Below are 23070 nucleotides of genomic sequence, written 5' to 3'. Positions count from 1 at the left end.
ACGGAGAAGCAGCAGTCATGAGCGAGAGCACCACCATCCGCTGGGAGCAGGACGAGACCGGGATCGTCACCCTCGTCCTCGACGACCCCGACCAGTCCGCCAACACCATGAACCAGGCCTTCCGGGCCTCGGTCAAGGCGATCGCCGACCGCGTGGAGGCCGAGAAGGACTCCATCCGAGGCATCATCTACACCTCCGCCAAGAAGACCTTCTTCGCCGGCGGCGACCTCAAGGACATGATCAAGGCGGGCCCCGAGCACGCCCAGGACATCTTCGACTCCGCCATCGAGATCAAGAACGCGCTGCGCCGCATCGAGACCCTCGGCAAGCCGGTCGTCGCCGCCATCAACGGCGCCGCGCTCGGCGGCGGCTACGAGATCGCCCTCGCCTCCCACCACCGCGTCGCCCTCGACGCCCCCGGCTCCAAGATCGGCCTGCCCGAGGTCACCCTCGGCCTGCTGCCGGGCGGTGGTGGCGTCGCCCGCACCGTACGCCTCATGGGCATCACCGACGCCCTCCTCAAGGTGCTGCTCCAGGGCACCCAGTACACCCCGAAGCGCGCCCTGGAGAACGGCCTCGTGCACGAGGTGGCCGCCACCGCCGAGGAGATGATGGCCAAGGCCATCGCCTTCATCGACGCCCACCCGGAGTCCCGGCAGCCCTGGGACGTCCCCGGCCACCGCATCCCCGGCGGCACCCCGTCGAACCCGAAGTTCGCCGCCAATCTGCCGGCCTTCCCGGCCAACCTGCGCAAGCAGCTGAACGGCGCCCCCTACCCGGCGCCGAAGGCCATCATGGCCGCCGCCGTCGAGGGCTCCCAGGTCGACTTCGAGACCGCGCTCACCATCGAGAGCCGCTACTTCACCGAGCTGGTCATCGGCCAGACGGCGAAGAACATGATCCAGGCGTTCTTCTTCGACCTCCAGGCCGTGAACTCGGGCGCGAGCCGCCCGAAGGGCGTGGAGAAGCGACAGGTCCGCAAGGTCGCCGTCCTCGGCGCCGGCATGATGGGCGCCGGCATCGCGTACTCCTGCGCCCGCGCCGGCATCGAGGTCGTCCTCAAGGACGTCTCCGCCGAGTCCGCCGCCAAGGGCAAGGGCTACTCCGAGAAGCTCTGCGCCAAGGCCGTCTCCCGGGGCCGCACCACCCAGGAGAAGGCCGACGCACTGCTCGCCCGCATCACGCCCACCGCCGACGTGGCGGACCTGGCCGGCTGCGACGCCGTCATCGAGGCGGTCTTCGAGGACACCGCGCTCAAGCACAAGGTCTTCCAGGAGATCGAGCACGTCGTCGCCCCCGACGCCCTGCTGTGCTCCAACACCTCCACCCTCCCGATCTCCGTCCTCGCCGAGGGCGTCGAGCGCCAGGCCGACTTCATCGGCCTGCACTTCTTCTCGCCCGTCGACAAGATGCCGCTCGTCGAGATCATCAAGGGCGAGCGGACCGGCGACGAGGCCCTGGCCCGCGCCTTCGACCTGGTCCGCCAGATCAACAAGACGCCGATCGTGGTCAACGACTCGCGCGGCTTCTTCACCTCGCGGGTGATCGGCCACTTCATCAACGAGGGCGTCGCCATGGTCGGCGAGGGCATCGAGCCCGCCTCGATCGAGCAGGCCGCCGCCCAGGCCGGCTACCCGGCGAAGGTCCTCTCCCTCATGGACGAGCTGACCCTCACCCTCCCGCGCAAGATCCGCAACGAGACGAGGAAGGCGGTCGAGGAGGAGGGCGGCACCTGGGTCACCCACCCGGCCGAGGCCGTCATCGACCGCATGGTCGACGAGTTCGGCCGCCCCGGCCGCAGCGGCGGCGCGGGCTTCTACGAGTACGGCGAGGACGGCAGGCGCGGCAGGCTCTGGCCGGGGCTGCGCGAGCACTTCACCAAGCCTGGGTACGAGATCCCGTTCCGCGACATGCAGGAGCGGATGCTGTTCTCCGAGGCCCTGGACACCGTCCGGCTCCTGGAGGAGGGCGTCCTGACCTCCGTCGCCGACGCCAACATCGGTTCCATCATGGGCATCGGCTTCCCGGCCTGGACCGGCGGCATCCTGCAGTACATCAACGGCTACGAGGGCGGAGTGGCCGGCTTCGTAGCCCGCGCGCGCGAGCTGGCGGAGACGTACGGCGAGCGGTTCGCCCCGCCGGCGCTCCTGGTGGAGAAGGCGGACCGGGGCGAGGTCTTCACCGACTCCTGAAGGCGGACCGCAACTCCTCGCTCAGGGACCGCTGAAAGGCGGTGAGGAGGGCCTGGACCACCATCGGCTGCATGTGCGCCGAGAGCGACTTCATCGCGCTCAGGTGGTCCGGGTCCTCCCCGTTCTCCCGGTACGGGCTCCACACCTCGTCCCGGAAGAGCCGGGAGAGCTCCTGGGCGGCCGCGCGGGCGTGCTCCAGGAGCACGGTCCGGGAGGCGAGGATCGTCTCGTGCTCGATGGGCACGTCGAGCAGCTCGACCCCGAGCCGCAGCAGCGCCCCGTCGAGCCGGTACGTGTCGGCCTCGTCCGTCCGGTCGAGCACCCCCATGGCGGCCAGTCGGTCCACGTCCCGCCCGGTCAGCGCCCGCCCGGCCCGCCGCTCCAGCTCGCGCCGGGTGATCGTCTCGGCGGACTCGGGCGCCCAGGAGGCCACCAGGGCCCGGTGGATGGCCAGATCCTGCGCGCTGAGGTCGTCCGGCAGCTGCTCCAGGTACCGCTCGATCGCCGCGAGGGTCATGCCCTGCCGCTGCAGCTCCTCGATGAGCGCGAGCCGCGACAGGTGGTCCTGCCCGTAGTGCCCCACCCGCCGCGCGCCGATGACGGGCGGCGGCAGCAGCCCCCGGGTCCCGTAGAACCGCACGGTCCGCACCGTGACCCCGGCCCGCGCGGCCAGCTCGTCCACCGTGTAGACGGGCACCAGGTCGTCGTCGCTCGCGTCCTCCATGGTTCAACAGTATTGCTGTCTCACCATCGCTGTAAAAGACCCCGGCGGAACCGGATCAGAGGGGCGCGGGGGAGGACAGGGCCGTGTCGACGGAGGCGAAGGTGACGCCGTGGTCGGCCAGCGCCTCGGCGACGGCGCCGCCGAGGGCGGTGAGGGCCAGGAGGAGGTGCTCGTCGCCGATCTCCCGGTCCTTGCGGGCCAGGGCCACCCGGAGCGACTTCTCCAGGACGGTCTTCGCCTCGCGGGAGAAGCCGGGGCGGCCCGACCACCACCCGGTGTCCTTGCGGTCGCCGGCCAGTGCGCCCGCGCCGTGGGCCTCCTCGACGCGCTCGACGATCGCGCCGACGTCGATGCCGAGGCCGGCCAGGGCCTCCGCGTCCGCCCGGGACAGTCCGCCCCGGCGCCGCGCGTCGGAGAGCGCGGAGAGCAGGGACGGCCGGCGCTCCGGCGGGCACAGCCGCCCGAGCGCCGCCGCCGCGCGGGTGTCCTCGCGGTCGAGCAGGGCCAGGAGCAGGTGCTCCGGGGTGACGACGGCCGCGCCGCCGCGCTCCGCGTACGCGGCCGCGCCCCTCACCGTGGCGCGCGCGGCCTTCGTGAACCGTTCGAACATCACTGCCTCCCGTACTTCTTGTGGACGGCCTGCCGGCTGACACCCAGCTCGGTCGCGATCTCCTGCCACGACCATCCGTGGTCGCGCGCGCTGCGCACCTGGACGGCCTCCAGCTGTTCCAGCAGTCGCCGCAGGGCGGAGACGGCCCGCAGCCCGACCCGGGGGTCGCGGTCGCCGGCCCGTGCGGCGAGGTCGGTCGCATCGGTCATGCTGTCAATGTAGGTTGACATCCGGAAGCATGTCAACCCTGGTTGACGTCAGGCGTCAGAGGGATCGCCCCGCTGTCGGTGCCGCCTCCTACGGTGATCCCATGACCGTGATCGAATACGTACGGGGCGACGCCACCGCGCCCCGGGGGAAGGGCGCCCGGATCGTCGCCCACGTCTGCAACGACCTGGGCGGCTGGGGCAAGGGCTTCGTGCTCGCCGTCTCCCGGCGCTGGCCGGAGCCCGAGGCGGCCTACCGTCGCTGGTACCGGGAGCGGGCGGGCAACGACTTCGGGCTCGGCGCGGCCCAGTTCGTCCAGGTCTCGCCGTACCTCTGGGTGGCGAACCTGGTGGGCCAGCGGGGGATCCGCACCGGCCGGAGCAGTGGGGTCCCCGTGCGGTACGAGGCGATCGACACGGCCCTCGGCCTGCTGGCGGACAAGGCCGTCGAGCTGGGGGCCTCGGTCCACATGCCCCGGATCGGCTGCGGACTCGCCGGCGGCACCTGGGACCGGGTGGAGCCGTTGGTCCGGGAGCGGCTGACGGCACGGGGGATACCGGTCACCGTGTACGACTTCGGCGCCTGAGGGGCGCGAGGGCGGGGTGTCGTCGGGGCGTCCGGCCGCGCGGGCTAGAGTCGGCGGCTGTTCGATCCGGGGGCACGGAACAGGGGAGTGAGATGTACGCGCAACTCAGGGAGACGGCCGACGAGTTGGCCGGCGTCCTGTGGCGGGAGCACACCGTCTACCGGGAGCGGGGCGGCGGTGTGGTGATCCGGGGCGAGCACGTGCGCCGCTGGATCAGCCTCGCCCCGACCGGGGGGAAGGACCGGGCCCTGCTGCGGGCCGGGCGGATCCTGGACGGGGGGACCACCGCCCCGGCCCGTACGGAGGTGGTCGTCGACCTGACGGCCGGGACGGCGGAGCTCGCGACCGTCTGCCGCCGGCTGCTCGCCGATGTCGCCGCGGCCGCCGACCCCGCGCCGGGGCCGTCCCGCGCCGGAAGACCGGGGGAGCGGGGGGAGAGGGAGGAGAAGGCGAAGAAGGAGGGGCCGGGGCGGGCGGCCCGCGCCGCCCGCCCCGGCCGCCGCCCCCGCAGGGAGCGGCACACGAGCCCCGGTTCCTGGTTCGTCCTGCTCTGCGTCGTCGCGGTGCTCGGTGCCTGGCTGTACAGCCTCTTCGGGCAGTACCGCTACTGAGGGGCCGCTCCGGTCAGAAGCCGGTGACGGGGTAGTGGTCGGAGAGGTTGGTGTAGGTGTACTGCTTGCCCCAGCTGGAGACCGTCCACGGCGCGCTCTGCTCCAGGACCACGTTGTTGGTCCAGCCGGCGGGCCGGGCGTTCCCGGACCGGTAGAGGACGTAGTCGAGGTCCTCGCGCGGGTCGTCCGGGTAGCGCTCGGAGGCGATCGAGTTCAGCTCCGTGTCGAAGGAGTACGGGTGGCCGGTGCGCGCGTCGGCCCCCACCAGGCCCGCGTCGGCGAGCATCGTGCCGTACTCGGGGGTGCGCGAGTCGACGTTCATGTCGCCGGCGACGACCACCTGCTCGTTCGCCGGGATGTTCTTGGCGTCGAGGAAGGCGTCCATGGCCTTGAACTGCCGGCTGCGCATCTGCGCCGCCTCACCGGCGGAGCAGCCCGGGTCGGTGGACTGGGCGTGCGTGCCGACGACGTGGACGAGGCTGCCGTTCACGTTCAGGACGGTGTAGACGAAGCCCTTGTTCGAGTACCAGTCGGCGCCGCAGGCGTCCTTGTAGACGTACTGCTCCTTGCGGACGATCGGCCACTTGCTGAGGATCGTCACCCCGCCGTCCTCGGGCGTGGTGGAGGAGTAGGCGCCGCCGGTGGCGTCCCAGCCGGTCTTGGAGCGGCCCATGACCGGCGTCTGGTACGGGTACTGCGCGGCGGCGTTCGCCTTGAGCGCGTCGGAGGAGGAGTTGTCGAAGGCCTCCTGGAGCACGACCACGTCCTGCCCCTGGAAGAAGGGGGCGGCGGGGATCGCCTTGGCCCGGTGGTCCTGCCCCCAGTTCGGGTACAGGGTCTTGGAGAACAGGAACGTGTTGTACGTGAGCACCTTCAGCCGCGGGGTCTCGGCGGCCGTGGCGGAGGCGGCGGTCGCGCCCGGGGCGGCCGTCACCAGGGTGGCGGCGGCGAGCGCGAGCGAAAGGGCGGCGCCGGGGGCGCGGCGGAGCGCGGCGAACGACACGTGAACTCCCGTGAGTACGTGGGGGGTTGGACTGGCGCCGCACATACAATCAGCCGTGGTTACCTTCCGGTAGCCTTTGGGTGCCGGGAATCTTGCCGAGCCTGCAAGATCACGCCAACTCTCGCCCGGGTGTCTGATTTGGGATGTTTTGGAGCAGGTAGAATGCGCGCATGACCCTCGCGACGAACTCCACTGTCTTCAAGATGGACCTCGGTCCGCTCAACCCCGTCTGGGCCGAGCTCATCCTCGGTCTGGTGTTGTTCGGGCTCACCTTCCTCATCATGGCGAAGGCCATCCTTCCGAAGATCAAGCGCACCCTCGACGAGCGCGAGGACGCCATCGACGGCGGCACCGAGCGCGCCGACGACCTGCGCTCCGAGGCCGCCGCGATCCGCGAGCAGTACGAGGCGGAGCTCGCCGAGGCCCGCCACGAGGCCGCGCGCATCCGCTCCCAGGCCACCGAGGAGGGCTCGGCCGCCATCGCCGCGGCCCGTGCCGAGGGCCAGGCCGAGCGCGACGCGATCCTCGCCGCCGGCGCCGCCAAGATCGCCGAGGAGCGCGCCGCCGCCGAGCGCGAGCTCAACGCCGACGTCGACGCCTGGGCCCACGCCCTCGCCGCCCGCATCGTCGGCGAGCCGGTCGGCGCCGACCGCGCCTGATCCCGTACTCCCCCGAAGGGGTCGTCACCAGGGCCGCAGCGCCCGAGTGACGGCCCCTTCGTCATGGGTGCAGTCTGGAACACGTGAGGAGAAGGCCATGGAACGTGTGAAGCCGCTCGACCGCGCCCCGGCCGGTCACGACCCCGTGCCACCGCCCGTCGGCGGAGTGTTGTGGAGCGTCGCGGGGGACGTCCGGGCGCTCCTGATGCTGCCCGCCGCCCTCACCCTGCAGGTCGCCCACCCCGCGATCGGCGCCGGCGTCGACGACCACTCCGTCTTCCGAACCGACCCCTGGGGCCGCGGGGAGCGGTCCCTGCGCTCGCTCCAATTGTGGATCTACGGAGGCGAGGAGGCCGCCGGGGAAGGCCGACGGCTGAGGGAGCTGCACCGGACCATCCAGGGCACCGACGCCCACGGCCGTCGCTACCACGCCCTCACCCCGGCCTACTACTCCTGGGTGCACGCGACCGGCTTCCCCGTCTACCAGCACGGGCTCCGTCTCCTGGTCCGCCCCCTGACCGAGGCGCAGGAGCGGCAGCTGTACGCCGAGTGGCTGCAGGTCGGCCGGATCCTCGGCATCCACGACCGGGACATGCCGCAGACGATCGAGGCGTTCTGGCCGTACTACCGGAAGGTCCTCGCCGAGGAGATCGAGGCCACCACCGTCGTACGGGAGCTGCTCGACACCGATCTGCCGCTGCCCGCCCCCGACCGGGGCCCGCTGCCGCTCCGGCTCGCCCTCCGCCTCCTCTGGCCCCTCCTCCGCCGCCCCTTCCTGAGGCTGCGCGCCTTCCTCACCGTCGGCCTGATGCCGCCGGACGCCCGGGAGGCCATCGGTCTGGAGTGGACGGACGCGCAGGAGCGCGCCCTGCGCCGGTTCGCCCGGATCGTCCGGGCCGTGGTCCCGGTCCTGCCCGAGCGGCTGCGCTATCTGCCCCTCGCCCGGAAGGCCCGCGAGGCCGCCCGCCGCACCCGGGACTAGCGCCCACCCTTCGCGCCCCCGTTGTGGGCGGTCGTTCCGCTGGGGCAAGGGGGTCCCCCCTGCTCGAGCGGAGCCGAGAGCTCGGGGAGGGTGGGCACAACGGAACGGCGCCCCTTGCCGGCGCCCGAGGCTCACGCGCCTGGACCCGCACCCCGTGCACGGCTCCCTGGTGGTGCGGGTCCAGGCGCGGAACGCGGAGGCGCCGCTGAAGGGCGCCGTCCCGTGTGCCCACCCGTCCCGCCCTGCGGGACGACTGCCCACACGGCGGGTGGCGGAGGGGCACCGCCCCGCCGGGCACGGCGCCCACACGGGGCGGGGGTGGGCCGGGGCGCAGTGAAACCTTTCGGCCCGGTCCGCGGCCGGATCAGTGCCCGGTGTGGCCCTCGTCGTGGATCGTGTTCGTCTCCGCGATCTTCTTCCACGACTTCGGCTGCGCGAGCTTCGCCGGCTTCGCGGCAGAGCGTCCCGACGGCGCCGCCGTCGGGACGGACAGGCCGGCCGAGGCGGCGGTCGGAGCGGCCGGCTTCGACGGCTGGTACAGCCAGGTGTCGAAGAGCGCGGCCAGCGGCTTGCCGGAGACGCGCTCCGCGTACCGGACGAAGTCCGCGACGTGCGCGTTGCCGTACGCGTGCTCCTGCGGCCAGCCCTTCAGGATCGCGAAGAAGTCCTCGTCGCCGATCTCGTTGCGCAGGGCCTGGAGCGCCAGCGCGCCCCGGTCGTAGACGGCGCCGTGGAACTGGTTCTCGGCGCCCGGGTCGCCGGGCTTCACCGTCCAGAACGGGTCCTCGGCCGCCCGCGCGGCGTACACGTAGTCCGCCAGCTCCTGGGCCGTGCCCTCGCCCTCCTTCTCCGACCACAGCCACTGGCTGTAGCGGGCGAAGCCCTCGTTGATCCAGATGTCCTTCCAGTCGGCGACGGACACGCTGTCGCCGTACCACTGGTGCGCCAGCTCGTGGACGACCACCGACACGTTCGCGCCGTTGGCGAACTGGCGCGGGCTGTAGAACGGACGGGTCTGCGTCTCCAGGGCGAAGCCGCTGGTCACGTTGGGCACGTAGCCGCCGAGGGAGTTGAAGGGGTACGGTCCGAAGACCGACTCCAGCCACTCCGCCACCTCGGTCGTGCGTTCGATCGAGGCGCGCGCCGCGCCCGCGTTGTCGCCGAGGTCCTTGCTGTACGCGTTGAGGACGGGCAGCCCGTTCGCGGTCCGGTCCGTCGTGATGTCGAACCTGCCGACGGCGAGCGTCGCCAGATAGGTCGCCTGCGGCTTGTTGGAGCGCCAGTTGAAGCGGGTCCAGCCCAGCCGCGAGGACTGCGACTGCAGCACGCCGTTGCTGATGGCCTGGTGGCCGTCCGGCACCAGCACCGAGACGTCGAAGGTGGCCTTGTCCAGCGGGTGGTCGTTGGACGGGAACCACCAGACGGCCGAGTCCGGTTCCTGCGCGGCGACGCCGCCGTCCGGGGTGCGGGCCCAGGCCGACCAGCCGTCGATCTTGAACTCGGAGGGCTTGCCCGCGTAGCGGACGACCACCGAGAGCGGCGCGCCCTTCGCCGTCGGGGACGCCGGGGTGACCTCCAGCTCGTGGTCGCCCGAGGCGGCGAACTTCGCCGGGCGGCCGTTCACCCGGATCTCGCTGACCTTCAGGCCGAAGTCAAGGTTGAAGCGGGACAGGTCCTGCTTGGCGGTGGCGAGGATCGTCGCCGTGCCCTCCAGGAGGTCCGTCGCCGGCTGGTACTTCAGGCGCAGGTCGTAGTGGGAGACGTCGTAGCCGCCGTTGCCGCTGGCGGGGTAGTAGGAGTCGCCGATGCCCGGGGCGCCGGGGGCGAAGGAGGCCGCCGATGCCGGGATCGCCAGCAGCAGGGAGGCCGCGAGGGCGCTCGGAACGATGAGTCTGCGGTGCACAGGTGCTCCCAAGTCATAAGAAACGTAAGACGCGCGGGTGGTCGTCGGTCCTTAGTTCGGACCTTATTCAGCCTTCCGACGCCCCGTCACGTCCAGAGGACCCCCCGTCACACGATCGCCATTCGGCCGACACGAACCCGTCCGTCACCTGAATGACCCCGGATCCCCCTGATTCCCTACGGCACTCTTTTGCCCGGGAGTTGACCGGGGTACGTTCCGGCGCATGCCGATGCGAAAGCGGAGAACCCGCGGAGCCCGACTGACGTACGGAACCCTCGTGTCCGCGGCCACGGCCGCCCTGTTCGCGACCCTGGTCACCCCCGTCGGCGCGCAGCCGGAACCGGTGTCGCCCTTCCCGCGCGAGTCCCGGCCCGTCCACTCGTACGCCGACGCCGTCCGCGAGTCCGTCTGGGTCGACACCGGCCTCGACGGCGACGGCGACGGACGCGTCGACCGGGTCGCCGTCGACATCGTGCGCCCCCGCGAACCCGCGGCGGCCGGCCGGAAGATCCCGGTCATCATGGACGCCAGCCCGTACTACGCCTGCTGCGGACGCGGCAACGAGGGCCAGAAGAAGACCTACGACGCCGACGGCAACCCCGTCCAGCTCCCGCTCTTCTACGACAACTACTTCGTCCCCCGCGGCTACGCCTTCGTCGCCGTCGACCTCGCCGGCACCAACCGCTCCGACGGCTGCGACGACGTCGGCGGACGCTCCGACGTCCAGTCCGCGAAGGCCGTCGTCGACTGGCTGAACGGCCGCGCCCGCGGTTACACCTCCCGCACCGGCGGGACCCCGGCCCGCGCCACCGCCTGGAGCACCGGAAACGTCGGCATGATCGGCAAGAGCTGGGACGGCACCGTCGCCAACGGCGTCGCCGCCACCGGCGTCGAAGGGCTGAAAACGATCGTTCCGATCGCCGCGATCTCCTCCTGGTACGACTACTTCCACTCGCAGGGAGCCCCGCTCTACGACGCCAACCCGAGCTGGCTCTCCGAGTACGTGAACAGCCCCGAGGCGCAGGGTCGCTGCGGCGCCGTCCAGGACCGCGTCACCGCGGGCACGCCGTACAGCGGCGACTGGACCCCGGCCTGGACCGAGCGCGACTACGTGAAGGACGCCGGCAAGGTCAGGGCCAGCGTCTTCGTCGTCCACGGACAGCAGGACCTCAACGTCCGCGCCGGTCACTTCGGCCAGTGGTGGGACGCGCTCGCCGCCCACGGCGTCGAGCGGAAGATCTGGCTCTCCCAGACCGGCCACGTCGACCCCTTCGACTTCCGGCGCGCCGACTGGGTCCGCACCCTGCACCGCTGGTTCGACCACTACCTCCTCGGCTACGACAACGGCGTCGACCGCGAGCCCGTCGCCGACATCGAGCGCGCCCCGGACGTCTGGAGCACCGACCGGCAGTGGCCGTCGCGCGCCGCCACGGCCACCACCCTGCGCCCCGCCCCCGGCGCCGCCTCCGGGCCGGGCGTCCTCGGCCGTGCGGCCGCCGCCCCCGGCTCCACCGCGACCTTCACCGACGACCCGGGCCTGGGCGAGCTGGACTGGGCCGCCCGGATCGACGGCACGACCCCCGAGAAGGCCGGGTTCGTCACCCGTCCGCTCTCCCGGGACCTGAGGATCTCCGGCTCCTCGAAGGTGACGGTCACCGCCACCCCCACCACCTCCACCGCCCACCTCTCCGCCGTCCTCGTCGACCTGGGCCCCGACACCATCCGGGACTACGCGGCGGCCGGCGAGGGCATCACCACCCTCACCGACCGCACCTGCTGGGGCGCGAGCACACCGGGCGACAGCGCCTGCTTCAAGGAGACCGCGGCCCGTACGACGGACGTCGCGCACACGGTCGTCAGCCGGGGCTGGGCCGACCTCGGCACCTGGGCCGACCCGCGCCAGGGGCGCCCGCTGACCCCCGGAAGGGCGTACACCCTCACCCTCGACCTGGCCCCGACCGACCACGTCGTCCCGGCCGGCCACCGGCTCGCCCTGATCGTCGGCGGCACCGACAAGGACCTCCTCGATCCTCCGTCGACCACCCCGACCCTCACCCTCGACCTCGCCCGCACCTGGGCGAAGCTGCCCCTCGTCGGCGGCGCCGGGGCGTTCGACCGGGCGACGACGGGAGCGGCCCCGGCCCTGCCCGCGCCCACGGTGGCGCCGCCCCTGAGCGGTACCGCCCCGCCGGCCGCCGTCACCGGACCGCGCCTGCCCGGCCCGGGAGCGGCCCGATGAATTCCCCGACCGCGTACCGGAGTTCCCGACGGTCGTTCGCCCTCGTGATGGGTGCCGCCGTCCTCGCCCTGCCGCTGGTCACCGTCCCCGCGAAGGCGGCGGACAGCGCGCCCGCGAAGACCCTCCCGCGCACCGGCTTCGAGGAGAGCCGGGGCGCCCGGTGGACGTCCGAGGCCGAGGAGGGCGAGTTCCTCGCGGCGGTCGACCGGGGGAGCGACCGGGTCTCGCTGCGCGAGATCGGCACCACCGGCCAGGGCCGCCCGCTGCGGCTCGCCACCGTCGGCGCGGGCCGCGCGGGCACGACCGTGCTGCTCGTCTGCAGTCAGCACGGCGACGAGCCGGCGGGCCGGGAGGCCTGTCTGAGCACGGTGCGCGACCTCGCGTACGCCCAGGACCGGGAGACGCGGCGCTTCCTCGCCCGCACCACCCTCCTCGTCGTCCCCACCGCCAACCCCGACGGCCGGGAGGCCGACACCCGGGGCAACGGCGACGGAGTCGACGTCAACCGCGATCACCTCGCCCTGCGGACCGCCGAGGCGCGCGCGATCGCCGCCGTCATCCGCGACCGGAGGCCCGCCCTCGTGTACGACCTCCACGAGTACGGCGCCACCCCTCGCTACTACGACAAGGACCTGCTCGCCCTCTGGCCCCGCAACCTCGACGCCGATCCACACGTCCACGACGAGTCCCGGACGCTCTCGGAGTCCTACGTCCGGCCCGCCGCCGGGCTCGCCGGCTACAGCAGCGGCATCTACGGCATCTGGACCGACCCCCTCACCGGCGAGCCGGTCAAGCAGGTCGCCGGTGACGGCCAGGAGCGGATCCTGCGCAACACGGTCGGCGTCAAGCACTCCGCCGGGCTGCTCGTGGAGACCCGGGTGGACGCCCTCGACCAGGCCGAGAAGGACGATCCGGCCCTCAACCACCGGCGTCGCGTCGCCACCCAGCACGCCGCCCTGGAAGGGGCCTTCGCCTACCTCGACGAGCGGCGCGGGCCGCTCACGGCGGCCACCGCCCTCGCCCGGCACAGGGGCTTCGCCGACCGGGGGCCGGTCTATCTCGGCGGCGCCGACAACGACCCGGCCGAGCCGGAGGAGATCCTCGCCGACCCGCCCTGCGGCTACCGCCTGGACGCCGCGCAGTACGCCGAGGCCGGCGACGAACTCGCCCTGCACGGCGTGAACGTACGGGAGGAGGGCGCCGGGGCGTTCGTGCCGCTGCGCCAGTCGCAGCGCGCGCTCGTCCCGTTGCTCCTGGACGCGCGGGCCGCCTATCGCCTCGTCAGTGGGATTCCTGTGGAGGAGTGTTGACGATCGGGTGGCTCCAGCCTGGCGAGGCGCGATTCCTTCGTTTGCCGAGGTAAAGTTACCAATCGGTACTGACCATGCCTCGAACGGGGCCCCACGGCCCTGAAGTTGGAGAACCACCATGCGCCACACCAAGCCCGCACGCCGTACGCTCACGGCTCTGCTCGCCACGACGCTGCTCGCCGGGGGCGTGCTGCTCGGACAGACGGCGACCGCCGAGCCGGCCGCCGCCAAGCCCATCACCTGCAACGTCACCCAGCTGCGGGCGGACGCCCACAAGGAGCGCGACCGGGGCAACCAGCTCAAGCGCCTCGGCGCCAGGGAGGAGGCCCGCAGGGCCTTCGCCCGTGCCGACGCCCTGGAGCGCAGGGCCCAGCAGTGCATCGACGCGGAGCGGAACAACAAGCCGCCGCTCTGGAAGTAGTGCGTCCCGCGGGGCGGTTGCCATCCGAAAGGAGGCGACCGCCCCGCGGTCGTCCGGGCCCGCTCCCCGCCCGAACCTCGCCCCGCCCCTCAGCCGAGCGCCAGCTCCGCCGCCCGCTCCGCGCAGCCCCACGCCACGGTCACCCCCGCACCGCCGTGCCCGTAGTGGTGGACGAGCCGCCCGCCGCCCGGCAGCGGCACCGCCTCGATCCGCACCCCGCCCGCCCGCGCGGGCCGCAGGCCCACCAGATGCCCGAGGACCCGGGCCCCCGCGATCTCCGGCCGCACCCGCGCGCACCGCTCCACGATCGCCGCCGCCGTGGCCGCATCCGGGACGAGCCGCTCGTCGCCCTCCTCGGCCGTCCCGCCGAGCACCAGCCGGTCGGCATGGGGGAAGTAGTACGTGGTCTCGCCCGCCGACTCGTCCGCCGCCGTGAACCACTCCTCGATCCCCGGGTTCTCCACCAGGACCAACTGCCCCCGCACCGGCCGCAGTCCGGGATCCGGTACGAGCTCCCGCGCCGCGAGCCCCGTGCAGTCGACCACCACCGGGGCCAGCGCCGCCGCCTCCTCGAAGCCACCGGCCTCGCGCTCCTCGAAGACCCCGCCCATCGCCTCGAACCGGCCGCGCAGAAAGGCCAGATGGACCGGCATGTCGATCAGCGGCAGCCGCGCCGCGAGCCCCGTCCGGTACGGCCCCGGCACCTCCTCCGGCGCCAACTGCCGCAGTCCCTCGACCTCCTTCGCCCACGGACCGAGCCCGTCGAGGACCGTGTCCGCGTGGACCCCGGCCACCCACCGGACCCCACTGCGCCCCGGATCGGCGGCCAGCTCCCCGTACACCCGCAGGGACGCCAGCGCCCAGGCCCCCACCTCGGCCGCCGGCTCGATCCGGTACGGCCACCACAGGGCGCCCGCCACCGCCGAGGTCGTCCTCGTCACCGCGTCCCGGGACCAGATCCGCACCCGCAGCCCGCGCTCCGCCAGCGTCGTCGCCGTCGCCAGACCGACGACCCCGCCCCCCACCACGATCACGTCGCTCCTCATGCCCGGGACCGTACCGGGACCGGGACATTTCCGGGACGGCGCGGCCACGGAAGGCGGAAATACTCGAGTCATGCCGGTCCCGTACACCTCCCTCGACCTCGTTCCCGCCGCCCCGTCGGACGGCGACCACCACCACGACTTCCTCGTCGGCGGCAGGCCGCTGCTCCACCGGCTCGACGAGACCGACGGCCTCGACACCGTCTCGCCCCTCGCGGCGGACCTCCCGCCCACCGTCCGCGCCGAGCACGCCCGCCGCCTGCTCCTGGCCGACGGCACCCGCCAGGCGATCCACTCCTGCCCCGACTGCGAGGATCCCGGCTGCGGCGCGGTCACCGCCGTCGTCGCCCGCGAGGGCGGGGACGTCGTCTGGCGCGACTTCGCCTGGCAGACCGGCACCGCCGCCGAGCCCGTGCGCGAGGGCTACCCAGGCGTCGGGCCGTACCGCTTCCACGGCGCGACCTACCGGTCCGTGCTGCTCCGGCTCCTCGACTCCTCGGCGTGTCGCCGCGTCGCCTAGGCCCTGTCGTCACATTCCCGCCTGCCCCGCGACGCCATGCACGCGCTCTCGCCGCACCGGGCACACGCCCGAGCGCGTCCAGTACGAGGACGCGCGCCCGGCACGCCGGGAGCACGCACCTGACGCCGCGGGGCCGCCCTCCGGGCGACGACGGGAACGTGACGACAGGGCCTAGAATTCGTTCTCTGATGACTGCAACCCTCGTCGCCAAGGACCTCGCCGCCGGCCACGGCGAGCGCACCCTCTTCTCCGGGCTCGACCTCGTCGTCGCCCCCGGTGACGTCATCGGCCTCGTCGGCGTCAACGGCGCCGGCAAGTCGACCCTGCTGCGGCTGCTCGCCGGGCTCGACACCCCGGAGGAGGGCGAGCTGCGGCTCTCCCCGCCCACCGCCGCCGTCGGCCACCTCCCGCAGGAGCCCGAGCGGCGCGCGGGGGAGACCGTGCGGGAGTTCCTCGCCCGCCGCACCGGCGTCGCCGCCGCCCAGGCCGCCATGGACGAGGCCACCCAGGGACTCGTCGACGGCACGCCCGGCGCGGACGACGCGTACGCCCTCACCCTGGAGCGCTGGCTGAACCTGGGCGGCGCCGACCTCGACGAGCGCGCCGAGGAGGTCGCCGACTCCCTCGGCCTCACCGTCGGCCTCGACCAGCCGATGACCGCCCTCTCCGGCGGCCAGGCCGCCCGCGCCGGCCTCGCCTCGCTGCTGCTCTCGCGCTACGACGTCTTCCTGCTCGACGAGCCCACCAACGACCTCGACCTCGAAGGCCTGGAGCGCCTGGAGTCCTTCGTGAAGGGGCTGCGCGCCGGGACGGTCGTCGTCAGCCACGACCGCGAGTTCCTCACCCGCACCGTCACCAAGGTCCTCGAACTCGACCTGGCCCAGCAGCAGATCACCCTGTACGGCGGCGGCTACGAGGCGTACCTGGAGGAGCGGGACACCGCCCGGCGCCACGCGCGCGAGGAGTACGAGGAGTACGCCGACAAGAAGGCCGCCCTCGAAGGGCGCGCCCTCATGCAGCGCAACTGGATGGACAAGGGCGTCCGCAACGCCCGCCGCAAGGCGTCCGACAACGACAAGATCGGCCGGAAGCTGCGCGGCGAGGCCAGCGAGAAGCAGGCCGCGAAGGCCCGGCAGACCCAGCGCATGATCGAGCGCCTCGACGTGGTGGAGGAGCCCCGCAAGGAGTGGGAGCTGCGCATGGAGATCGCCGCCGCGCCCCGCTCCGGCTCGGTCGTCGCGACCCTGCGCGAGGCCGAGGTGCGCCGCGGCGACTTCGCCTTCGGCCCCGTCACCCTCCAGATCGACTGGGCCGACCGGGTCGCCGTCACCGGGGCCAACGGCGCCGGGAAGTCGACCCTGCTCGCCGCCCTCCTCGGCCGTCTCCCGCTGGACTCCGGCGACGCGGTCCTCGGCTCGGGCGTCGTCGTCGGCGAGGTCGACCAGGCCCGGAAGCTCTTCCACGGCACGGAGACGCTCCTGGAGGCCTTCTGCGCGGCCGTGCCCGACACCGAGCCCGCCGAAGTCCGCACGCTGCTCGCCAAGTTCGGCCTCAAGGCCGTCCACGTGCTGCGGCCCGCCACCACGCTCTCCCCGGGCGAGCGGACGCGCGCCGCGCTCGCCCTGCTCCAGGGCCGGGGCGTGAACCTGCTCGTCCTCGACGAGCCGACCAACCACCTGGACCTGCCGGCCATCGAGCAGCTGGAGTCCGCCCTCGACTCGTACACCGGCACGCTGCTGCTCGTCACCCACGACCGGCGCATGCTCGACGCGGTCCGCACCACCCGTCGCGTCGAGGTCGCCGACGGCAAGGTGACCGAGCTCTGATGCCGCTCTCGTACGGACCCGGCCGCGCGACGGCGGGGTCCCCCGGCCGGTGCGGGCGATGACGGTCCTCTTCGGCTGGGGGCCCGTCGAGGCGCGGGCCCTCGCCCCGGCGGCCGCCTGCGTGGTCGTGGTCGACGTGCTGTCGTTCACCACCGCCGTGGGCGTCGCCGTCGAGGGCGGCACCGCCGTCCATCCGTACCGCTGGAGGGACGCCACGGCCGCCGCGTACGCGCGGGAGAAGGACGCCGTACTCGCCGTCGGCCGGCGCGAGGCCACCGGGGCGCACCCGTGGACGCTCTCCCCGGCCGCCCTGCGCGCGGCGCCCGCGCCCGGCCGGCTCGTCCTGCCGTCCCCGAACGGCTCCACCATCGCGGCCGAGGCCGCCTCGTGCGGCGCGGCCGTCGTCGCGGCCTCCCTGCGCAACCGCTCGGCGGTCGCCCGCCGGCTCGCCGACCGGGGCTACGGCACGGCCGACCGTCCGCTCGCCGTCATCGCCTCCGGCGAGCGGTGGCCCGACGGCTCGCCGCGCCCGGCGCTCGAAGACCTGCTGGGCGCGGGAGCGGTGCTCTCCGCCCTCGCGGGCCCGCACATCCAGATGACCCCGGAGGCGACCGCGGCGGCCACGCTGTGGGCGGCGACCGAGGACCCGGTCGCCGCCTTGCACGGCTGCGACTCGGGCCGTGAACTGTACGAGTACGGCTTTCCGCAGGACGTCGCCGTGGCCGCCGAGATCGACGGCTCGACGACCGTTCCCGTCCTGCTGGACGGCGCTTTCCAGGAGGCACGATGACCGACCTACTGACCCGGCTGACCGAGATGCTGGACGATCTGGACGCGGACGTGGACGAGACGATCGACCTCGCCGACGAGATCGCCGCCTCGGGCGACGCCGGTCTCCTGCCGCGCCTCCAGGCGGAGCTGGACCGGGCCCTCGACGAGCGGAACGCCTATGCCCGGGAGCTCCTCGGCGGCGTCATCGCCGCCCTCGGCGGCCCGGACGTCCTCCCCGCCCTGATCCGCGCCTCCGCCGTCGACCTCGGGGACGACCAGGACGGCCTGGCCGCCGAGATCGTCGACCTGGTCCAGGTGGACCCGAAGACGGCCCGCCGGCTCCTCCAGCCGATGACGGAGGACGACGACCTCTCCGTCGCCAACCGCGCCGACTGGGCGCTGCGCTTCCTGCCGTAGGCGGGGCGCACGCGAGGAGGCCACGGCCCGGTGGGCCGTGGCCTCGTTTCACGTGGACGGGGGCGGCGGTCCACCAGGAGTCGCCGCGGACGCAGCCGGTGCCGTAGCGGCCGGCGGCGTACGAGGTGCCCGCGAGCGGGACGAGGGCCATGGTCATCGCGGCGGCGGGCACGCCCGCGCCTTCGCGATCACGCGCTTCACGGGTGGCGCGACCTCCGGAACAGGAACATCGTGCGTCCCCCCACGGAGGCCGAGGACGATCACGATCGCCTGTCCTGTGCGCGGCAACGGGCAGAACGGATCACCTCGGCGCGATGCCCCGTTGGCCCGAGTTCGTCCTCGCGTCCCCGGCCGGGGACGCGAGGACGAACTCGCCCGAGCCGTCGGAAATCACATCCGACCCGCGGTTCTATCGGCGCTTGCCACCACCGTCGCCCAGCAGGCCGGCCTTGCGGAGGGCGTCCGCCATCGCGCTGTTCGCGGGCGCGGGCGCCGCCGAACGGTCCCGACCGCCGCGCTCCCCGCGGTTTCCGCCCTCGGCCCGGCGGCCACCGCCCTGACGCTGCTGCGGCGGCCGGCCGGAACGCTCGCCACGGTCCCCGCGCTCGCCCCGCTCGCCCCGCTCACGCCTGGGCGCGCCGCCCTGGCCGCCCGCGCCCGGCTCGTCGTCCAGCCGCAGCGTCAGCGAGATCCGCTTGCGGGGGACGTCCACGTCCACGACCTTCACCTTGACCACGTCACCGGGCTTCACCACGTCACGCGGGTCCTTGACGAAGGTCTTCGACATCGCCGACACGTGCACCAGACCGTCCTGGTGCACACCGATGTCCACGAACGCGCCGAACGCGGCCACGTTGGTGACGACCCCCTCCAGGACCATCCCCGACGCCAGGTCGCCGATCTTCTCGACGCCCTCCTTGAAGGTGGCCGTGCGGAACGCCGGACGCGGGTCGCGGCCCGGCTTCTCCAGCTCGCGCAGGATGTCCGTCACCGTCGGCAGACCGAAGGTCTCGTCGACGAAGTCGTCCGCCCGCAGCGAGCGCAGCGTGCCCGTGTCGCCGATCAGCGCCGCGACCTCGCCGCCCGTCGCCTTCACCATCCGGCGCACCACCGGGTACGCCTCCGGGTGCACCGCCGAGGCGTCGAGCGGGTCGTCGCCGCCCCGGATGCGGAGGAAGCCCGCGCACTGCTCGTACGCCTTCGGGCCCAGCCTGGCCACGTCCTTGAGCGCCTTGCGGGAGCGGAAGGGGCCGTTGGCGTCCCGGTGCGCGACGATGTTCTCCGCGAGGCCGGAGCTGATGCCCGAGACCCGCGAGAGCAGCGGCGCCGAGGCGGTGTTGACGTCCACGCCGACACCGTTCACGCAGTCCTCGACCACCGCGTCGAGCGAACGCGAGAGCTTCACCTCGGCCAGGTCGTGCTGGTACTGGCCGACGCCGATGGACTTCGGGTCGATCTTCACCAGCTCCGCCAGCGGGTCCTGGAGCCGCCGGGCGATGGAGACCGCGCCGCGCAACGACACGTCGAGGCCCGGGAGTTCCTGCGAGGCGAAGGCGGAGGCCGAGTAGACCGAGGCGCCGGCCTCCGAGACCATCACCTTGGTCAGCTTCAACTCGGGGTGCTTGGCGAGGAGTTCGGCCGCCAGCCTGTCGGTCTCGCGGGAGGCCGTGCCGTTGCCGATCGCGATCAGCTCGACCGCGTGTTCCTTCGCCAGACGCGCCAGCCTCTCCAGCGCCTGGTCCCACTTGTTGGCGGGGACGTGCGGGTAGATCGTGTCGGTGGCGACGACCTTGCCGGTCGCGTCGACGACGGCGACCTTCACGCCCGTGCGGAAACCGGGGTCGAGCCCCAACGTCGCCCGGGTGCCGGCCGGTGCGGCGAGCAGCAGGTCCCGCAGGTTCGCCGCGAAGACCCGGACCGCCTCGTCCTCGGCGGCCGTCCGCAGCCGCAGCCGCAGGTCGATCCCGAGGTGCACCAGGATGCGGGTCCGCCAGGCCCAGCGGACCGTGTCCTGGAGCCACTTGTCCCCGGGGCGACCCCGGTCGGCGACGCCGAAGCGGCTCGCGACGATCCCCTCGTACGAGGAGGGACCCTCGGTGGGCTCCTCCGGCTCCAGCTCCAGGCTGAGGACGTCCTCCTTCTCGCCGCGCAGCATGGCGAGCACCCGGTGCGAGGGCAGCGCCGTGAAGGGCTCGGCGAAGTCGAAGTAGTCGGCGAACTTCGCCCCCGCCTCCTCCCGCCCCTCGCGGACCTTCGCCACCAGTCGCCCGCGGCCCCACATGCGCTCGCGCAGCTCACCGATGAGGTCGGCGTCCTCGGAGAACTTCTCGGCGAGGATCGCCCGCGCGCCCTCCAGGGCCGCGGCGGCGTCCGCGACGCCCTTGCCGGCGTCCACGAAGGCCGCGGCGGCGGCCGCCGGTTCGACGGACGGGTCGGCGAGCAGCCCCTCGGCCAGCGGCTCCAGACCGGCTTCGCGGGCGATCTGGGCCTTCGTCCGGCGCTTCGGCTTGAAGGGCAGGTAGATGTCCTCCAGGCGCGCCTTGGTGTCGGCCGCCCGGATGCTCGCCTCCAGCTCGCCCGTCAGCTTGCCCTGCTCGCGCACCGAGTCGAGGATCGCCGACCGGCGGTCCTCCAGCTCGCGCAGATAGCGCAGCCGCTCCTCCAGGGTGCGCAGCTGCGTGTCGTCGAGCATCTCGGTCGCTTCCTTGCGGTAGCGCGCGATGAACGGCACGGTCGAACCGCCGTCGAGGAGATCGACGGCTGCCTTCACCTGTCGCTCGCGTACGCCGAGCTCCTCGGCGATCCTTGCTTCGATGGACGTCGTCACGGTGTCCCGACTCGCCTTCTCGTGCCTCAAGCTTGCGAGTGCATTCTGCCGGGTCGGTCACCCGTACGCGGTAACCGGCCCGTTCCGCGCGCGTCCCCGGGGCCCGTCTTCCGGATCGGGCCCCGCGAGCCGTCCCGATCCGGAAGACGGGCCCCGGCCCGCCGGGTCAGCCCTTGCCGACCAGATCCGCCGGGAAGGCGCCCGCGCCGGCCGCCGCGACCAGGAAGCCGTGCCCCAGCTCGGTGAGGCGCTCGACCCCGGCCGCGCCGAGGTGCTCGTACGGTGCGGAGTCCAGCCGGTCGGTGTGCTCCTCCAGCTCGGCGCGCAGGGCCGTCCCCGCCTCCGTCAGCTCGCCCTCGGCGTCGAGCAGCCCGCGCTCGCGCAGCCGCTCCCGGGCCGCGTCCCAGTCGGCGCGCCGCCAGCCGCGGGTGCCGAGGACCCAGCGCGGGGACATGCCCTTGCCGGTGGCGGTGTGGGAGGCGAGGGCCTCGACGGGGTCGAGGCCGACGGAGAGCAGGGCCGAGAGGTGGCCGTCGCCGCGGTGCTCGCGGAGCAGGGTGGCGGCGTACCAGTAGGCGAGGTGGGGCTGCTCGGGCACCGGCAGGTCGGCGTTGGCCGAGTAGAGCGGCCGGGCGTGCCGGGTGCAGGCCTCGGTGGCGCGCAGGGCGAGCTCCGCCGCCTCGGCCATCTCCGGGGAGGCGACGGCCTCGTCGCCGAGCAGACGCCGCAGGGTGGCGTCCGCGGCCCGCAGCCGCGCGTCCAGGACCTCGGCGGGGGAGGCGGTCTCCCAGACGGCGGGGAGGTGCCCGGAGAGGAACTCGTGGTTGTAGTTGTAGAAGGTGGCGGCGACCGTGCCCGCGCCCACCGCGCCGAGGGCGGCGCTCCGCGCGGCGAGCCGCATCGCGCTCTGGTCGGTGAGACCGAGGGCGGCGAACTCCCGGTCCAGGTCCGGCGAGAAGTACAGCGTGGAGTGGATCGGGTTGAGGGCGTTGTGGCACCGGCGGCCCGCGCGCGGGGGGAGAGCAGTCGTCATGGACCGAACGTTACCGACTGGTCGGTACGACGGGAACGGTCGGGCGGGGCGAGCCTGCGCGGGATGGCAGGAAAGGTGGGTTTCCCGTCGTTGCGGACGCCGTGGGAGCCGCCAAGGATGGAGGCATGACGCAGCGACCCGTCCTCGTCGTCCTCTTCGACGGCGTCCAGAGCCTCGACGTCACCGGCCCCGTCGAGGTGTTCGCCGGTGCCGGCCGCGCCGCCGGGGACCCGGCCGCCTACCCGATCCGCACGGCCTCCCTGGACGGCGGACCGGTCCGTACGCACAGCGGACTGCGACTGCTCCCCGACACCTCCCTCGACGCCGCCGTCGCCGACGGGCCCCCGCACACCCTCGTCGTCCCCGGCGGCGAGGGCACCCGCGCGCCCGACCCGGCCCTGATCGACTGGCTGCGCGTCCAGGCCCCCGGGGCCGGACGCCTGGTCTCCGTCTGCACCGGCGCCCTGCTCCTCGCCGAGGCCGGACTCCTCGACGGCCACCGGGCCACGACCCACTGGGTCGCCTGCGAGCACCTCGCCCGCCGCCATCCCGGGGTCGAGGTGGACCCGGACCCCATCTTCGTCCGGGACGGCCGGGTCTCCACCTCCGCCGGGGTCACCGCCGGCATCGACCTGGCCCTGGCCCTCGTGGAGGAGGACCTCGGCCGGGACGTCGCCCTCACCGTCGCCCGCCACCTGGTCGTCTTCCTGCGCCGCCCCGGCAACCAGGCCCAGTTCAGCGCCCAGTTGGCCGCCCAGACCGCCCGCCGGGAGCCGCTTCGGGACCTCCAGGCCTGGATCGCCGAGCATCCCGAGGCGGACCTCTCCGTCGAGGCGCTGGCCGCCCGTGCCCGGCTCTCGCCCCGCCACTTCGCCCGCGCCTTCCACGCGGAGACCGGCGTCCCGCCCGGCCGCTACGTCGACCGGGTCCGGCTCGAACACGCCCGCCGGCTCCTGGAGGAGACCTCGCGCGGCGTCGAGGAGGTCGCCCGCGCCTCCGGGTACGGCACGCCCGAGGCCATGCGCCGCGCCTTCCTGAAAGCCCTGGCGACCGGCCCCGCGGAGTACCGCCGCCGCTTCCACGCGGTCCTGTCCTGACCGTCCGCCCGTGTCGTCGGCCTCCGCCTCGTCGGCCTCCGCCTCGTCGGCCTCCGCCTCGTCGGCCTCCGCCTCGTCGGCCTCCGCCT

21 protein-coding genes are annotated in these 23070 nt (G+C 73.6%); 13 read left to right on the top strand and 8 right to left on the bottom strand.

Translation table 11 applies throughout. The features are described 5' to 3' along the window. Positions 1-17 precede the first annotated feature (17 nt). Positions 18-2192 (top strand): 3-hydroxyacyl-CoA dehydrogenase NAD-binding domain-containing protein, encoded by a 2175-nt coding sequence (locus K7G60_RS16460; protein WP_225801656.1) that lies wholly within the window; start codon positions 18-20, stop codon positions 2190-2192. Here K7G60_RS16460 and K7G60_RS16455 read toward each other — a convergent pair. Genes K7G60_RS16455 through K7G60_RS16445 form a run of 3 tightly spaced genes read right to left on the bottom strand, consistent with a single transcriptional unit; the run spans position 2179 to position 3735 of the window. Continuing rightward, entirely contained in the window at positions 2179-2916 is a 738-nt protein-coding gene (locus K7G60_RS16455; protein ID WP_225801655.1) for a MerR family transcriptional regulator, read from the bottom strand. The genes K7G60_RS16460 and K7G60_RS16455 overlap by 14 nt on opposite strands. 55 nt (positions 2917-2971) lie before the next feature. After that, complete coding sequence (locus tag K7G60_RS16450; protein ID WP_225801654.1) at positions 2972-3526, bottom strand: Clp protease N-terminal domain-containing protein; 555 nt, start codon at positions 3524-3526, stop codon at positions 2972-2974. Then, a complete protein-coding gene (locus K7G60_RS16445) occupies positions 3526-3735 on the bottom strand; it encodes a helix-turn-helix domain-containing protein (protein ID WP_225801653.1) in 210 nt (69 codons plus the stop codon). The genes K7G60_RS16450 and K7G60_RS16445 overlap by 1 nt, the downstream gene beginning before the upstream one ends. Positions 3736-3836: 101 nt before the next feature. Here K7G60_RS16445 and K7G60_RS16440 point away from each other — a divergent pair, with 101 nt between their 5' ends. Together K7G60_RS16440 and K7G60_RS16435 are read left to right on the top strand one after the other, a co-directional pair. Next, positions 3837-4319: a macro domain-containing protein gene (locus tag K7G60_RS16440; protein ID WP_225801652.1), complete on the top strand. Its 483-nt coding sequence runs from the start codon at positions 3837-3839 to the stop codon at positions 4317-4319. Between the two features lie 92 nt (positions 4320-4411). Continuing rightward, complete coding sequence (locus K7G60_RS16435) at positions 4412-4930, top strand: hypothetical protein (protein WP_225801651.1); 519 nt, start codon at positions 4412-4414, stop codon at positions 4928-4930. Positions 4931-4943: 13 nt separating this feature from the next. Here the strand turns inward: K7G60_RS16435 and sph are convergent, their stop codons facing one another. Then, complete coding sequence (gene sph, locus K7G60_RS16430) at positions 4944-5978, bottom strand: sphingomyelin phosphodiesterase (protein WP_263985964.1); 1035 nt, start codon at positions 5976-5978, stop codon at positions 4944-4946. Between the two features lie 125 nt (positions 5979-6103). Between sph and K7G60_RS16425 the strand changes: the two genes are divergently transcribed. Continuing rightward, complete coding sequence (locus K7G60_RS16425; protein WP_225801649.1) at positions 6104-6592, top strand: hypothetical protein; 489 nt, start codon at positions 6104-6106, stop codon at positions 6590-6592. Between the two features lie 97 nt (positions 6593-6689). Then, the gene (locus K7G60_RS16420; RefSeq protein ID WP_225801648.1) at positions 6690-7574 is read left to right on the top strand and encodes an oxygenase MpaB family protein; all 885 of its coding nucleotides are present in this window, start codon (positions 6690-6692) and stop codon (positions 7572-7574) included. A 364-nt stretch (positions 7575-7938) separates the two neighbouring features. Here the strand turns inward: K7G60_RS16420 and K7G60_RS16415 are convergent, their stop codons facing one another. After that, on the bottom strand, positions 7939-9477 hold the full coding sequence (locus tag K7G60_RS16415) for a M1 family metallopeptidase (protein ID WP_225801647.1): 1539 nt from the start codon (positions 9475-9477) through the stop codon (positions 7939-7941). Between the two features lie 223 nt (positions 9478-9700). On the opposite strand from K7G60_RS16415, the gene K7G60_RS16410 reads away from it, so the two are divergent. The 3 genes from K7G60_RS16410 (at position 9701) to K7G60_RS16400 (ending at position 13447) form a co-directional block, all read left to right on the top strand. Then, the gene (locus K7G60_RS16410; RefSeq protein ID WP_225801646.1) at positions 9701-11716 is read left to right on the top strand and encodes a Xaa-Pro dipeptidyl-peptidase; all 2016 of its coding nucleotides are present in this window, start codon (positions 9701-9703) and stop codon (positions 11714-11716) included. After that, positions 11713-13026, top strand: a complete 1314-nt coding sequence (locus K7G60_RS16405) for a M14 family metallocarboxypeptidase (protein ID WP_225801645.1) — start codon at positions 11713-11715, stop codon at positions 13024-13026. The genes K7G60_RS16410 and K7G60_RS16405 overlap by 4 nt, the downstream gene beginning before the upstream one ends. A gap of 118 nt (positions 13027-13144) precedes the next feature. Next, the gene (locus K7G60_RS16400; RefSeq protein ID WP_225801644.1) at positions 13145-13447 is read left to right on the top strand and encodes a hypothetical protein; all 303 of its coding nucleotides are present in this window, start codon (positions 13145-13147) and stop codon (positions 13445-13447) included. Positions 13448-13536: 89 nt separating this feature from the next. Here K7G60_RS16400 and K7G60_RS16395 read toward each other — a convergent pair whose 3' ends face one another. Next, positions 13537-14493 carry an FAD-dependent oxidoreductase gene (locus K7G60_RS16395; protein WP_225801643.1) on the bottom strand — a complete coding sequence of 319 codons (957 nt, stop codon included), beginning with the start codon at positions 14491-14493 and terminating at the stop codon, positions 13537-13539. 70 nt (positions 14494-14563) lie between these two features. Between K7G60_RS16395 and K7G60_RS16390 the strand changes: the two genes are divergently transcribed. The 4 genes from K7G60_RS16390 to K7G60_RS16375 all read left to right on the top strand — a co-directional run bounded on the left by K7G60_RS16390 (position 14564) and on the right by K7G60_RS16375 (position 18024). Next, positions 14564-15010, top strand: coding sequence for a hypothetical protein (locus K7G60_RS16390; protein WP_225801642.1), 447 nt, complete (start codon positions 14564-14566; stop codon positions 15008-15010). Positions 15011-15198: 188 nt separating this feature from the next. Next, complete coding sequence (locus tag K7G60_RS16385; RefSeq protein ID WP_225801641.1) at positions 15199-16836, top strand: ABC-F family ATP-binding cassette domain-containing protein; 1638 nt, start codon at positions 15199-15201, stop codon at positions 16834-16836. 58 nt (positions 16837-16894) lie between these two features. After that, a complete protein-coding gene (locus K7G60_RS16380; RefSeq protein ID WP_225801640.1) occupies positions 16895-17626 on the top strand; it encodes a 2-phosphosulfolactate phosphatase in 732 nt (243 codons plus the stop codon). After that, positions 17623-18024, top strand: coding sequence for a hypothetical protein (locus K7G60_RS16375; protein ID WP_225801639.1), 402 nt, complete (start codon positions 17623-17625; stop codon positions 18022-18024). Before K7G60_RS16380 ends, K7G60_RS16375 begins: the two co-directional genes overlap by 4 nt. Before the next feature lie 409 nt (positions 18025-18433). Here K7G60_RS16375 and K7G60_RS16370 read toward each other — a convergent pair whose 3' ends face one another. Together K7G60_RS16370 and K7G60_RS16365 are read right to left on the bottom strand one after the other, a co-directional pair. Then, a complete protein-coding gene (locus K7G60_RS16370; RefSeq protein WP_225801638.1) occupies positions 18434-20851 on the bottom strand; it encodes a Tex family protein in 2418 nt (805 codons plus the stop codon). Positions 20852-21017: 166 nt separating this feature from the next. Further along, the gene (locus K7G60_RS16365; protein ID WP_225801637.1) at positions 21018-21884 is read right to left on the bottom strand and encodes a hypothetical protein; all 867 of its coding nucleotides are present in this window, start codon (positions 21882-21884) and stop codon (positions 21018-21020) included. Between the two features lie 125 nt (positions 21885-22009). Here K7G60_RS16365 and K7G60_RS16360 point away from each other — a divergent pair, with 125 nt between their 5' ends. Next, positions 22010-22981: a GlxA family transcriptional regulator gene (locus tag K7G60_RS16360; RefSeq protein ID WP_225801636.1), complete on the top strand. Its 972-nt coding sequence runs from the start codon at positions 22010-22012 to the stop codon at positions 22979-22981. Positions 22982-23070 lie beyond the last annotated feature (89 nt).

The organism is Streptomyces sp. NK15101, from assembly GCF_020400725.1.
In the GTDB taxonomy this organism is placed as follows: Bacteria; Actinomycetota; Actinomycetes; order Streptomycetales; family Streptomycetaceae; genus Streptomyces.
Note: the sequence above shows the minus strand (reverse complement) of the source record. Positions and strands in the feature narration are given on the sequence as shown.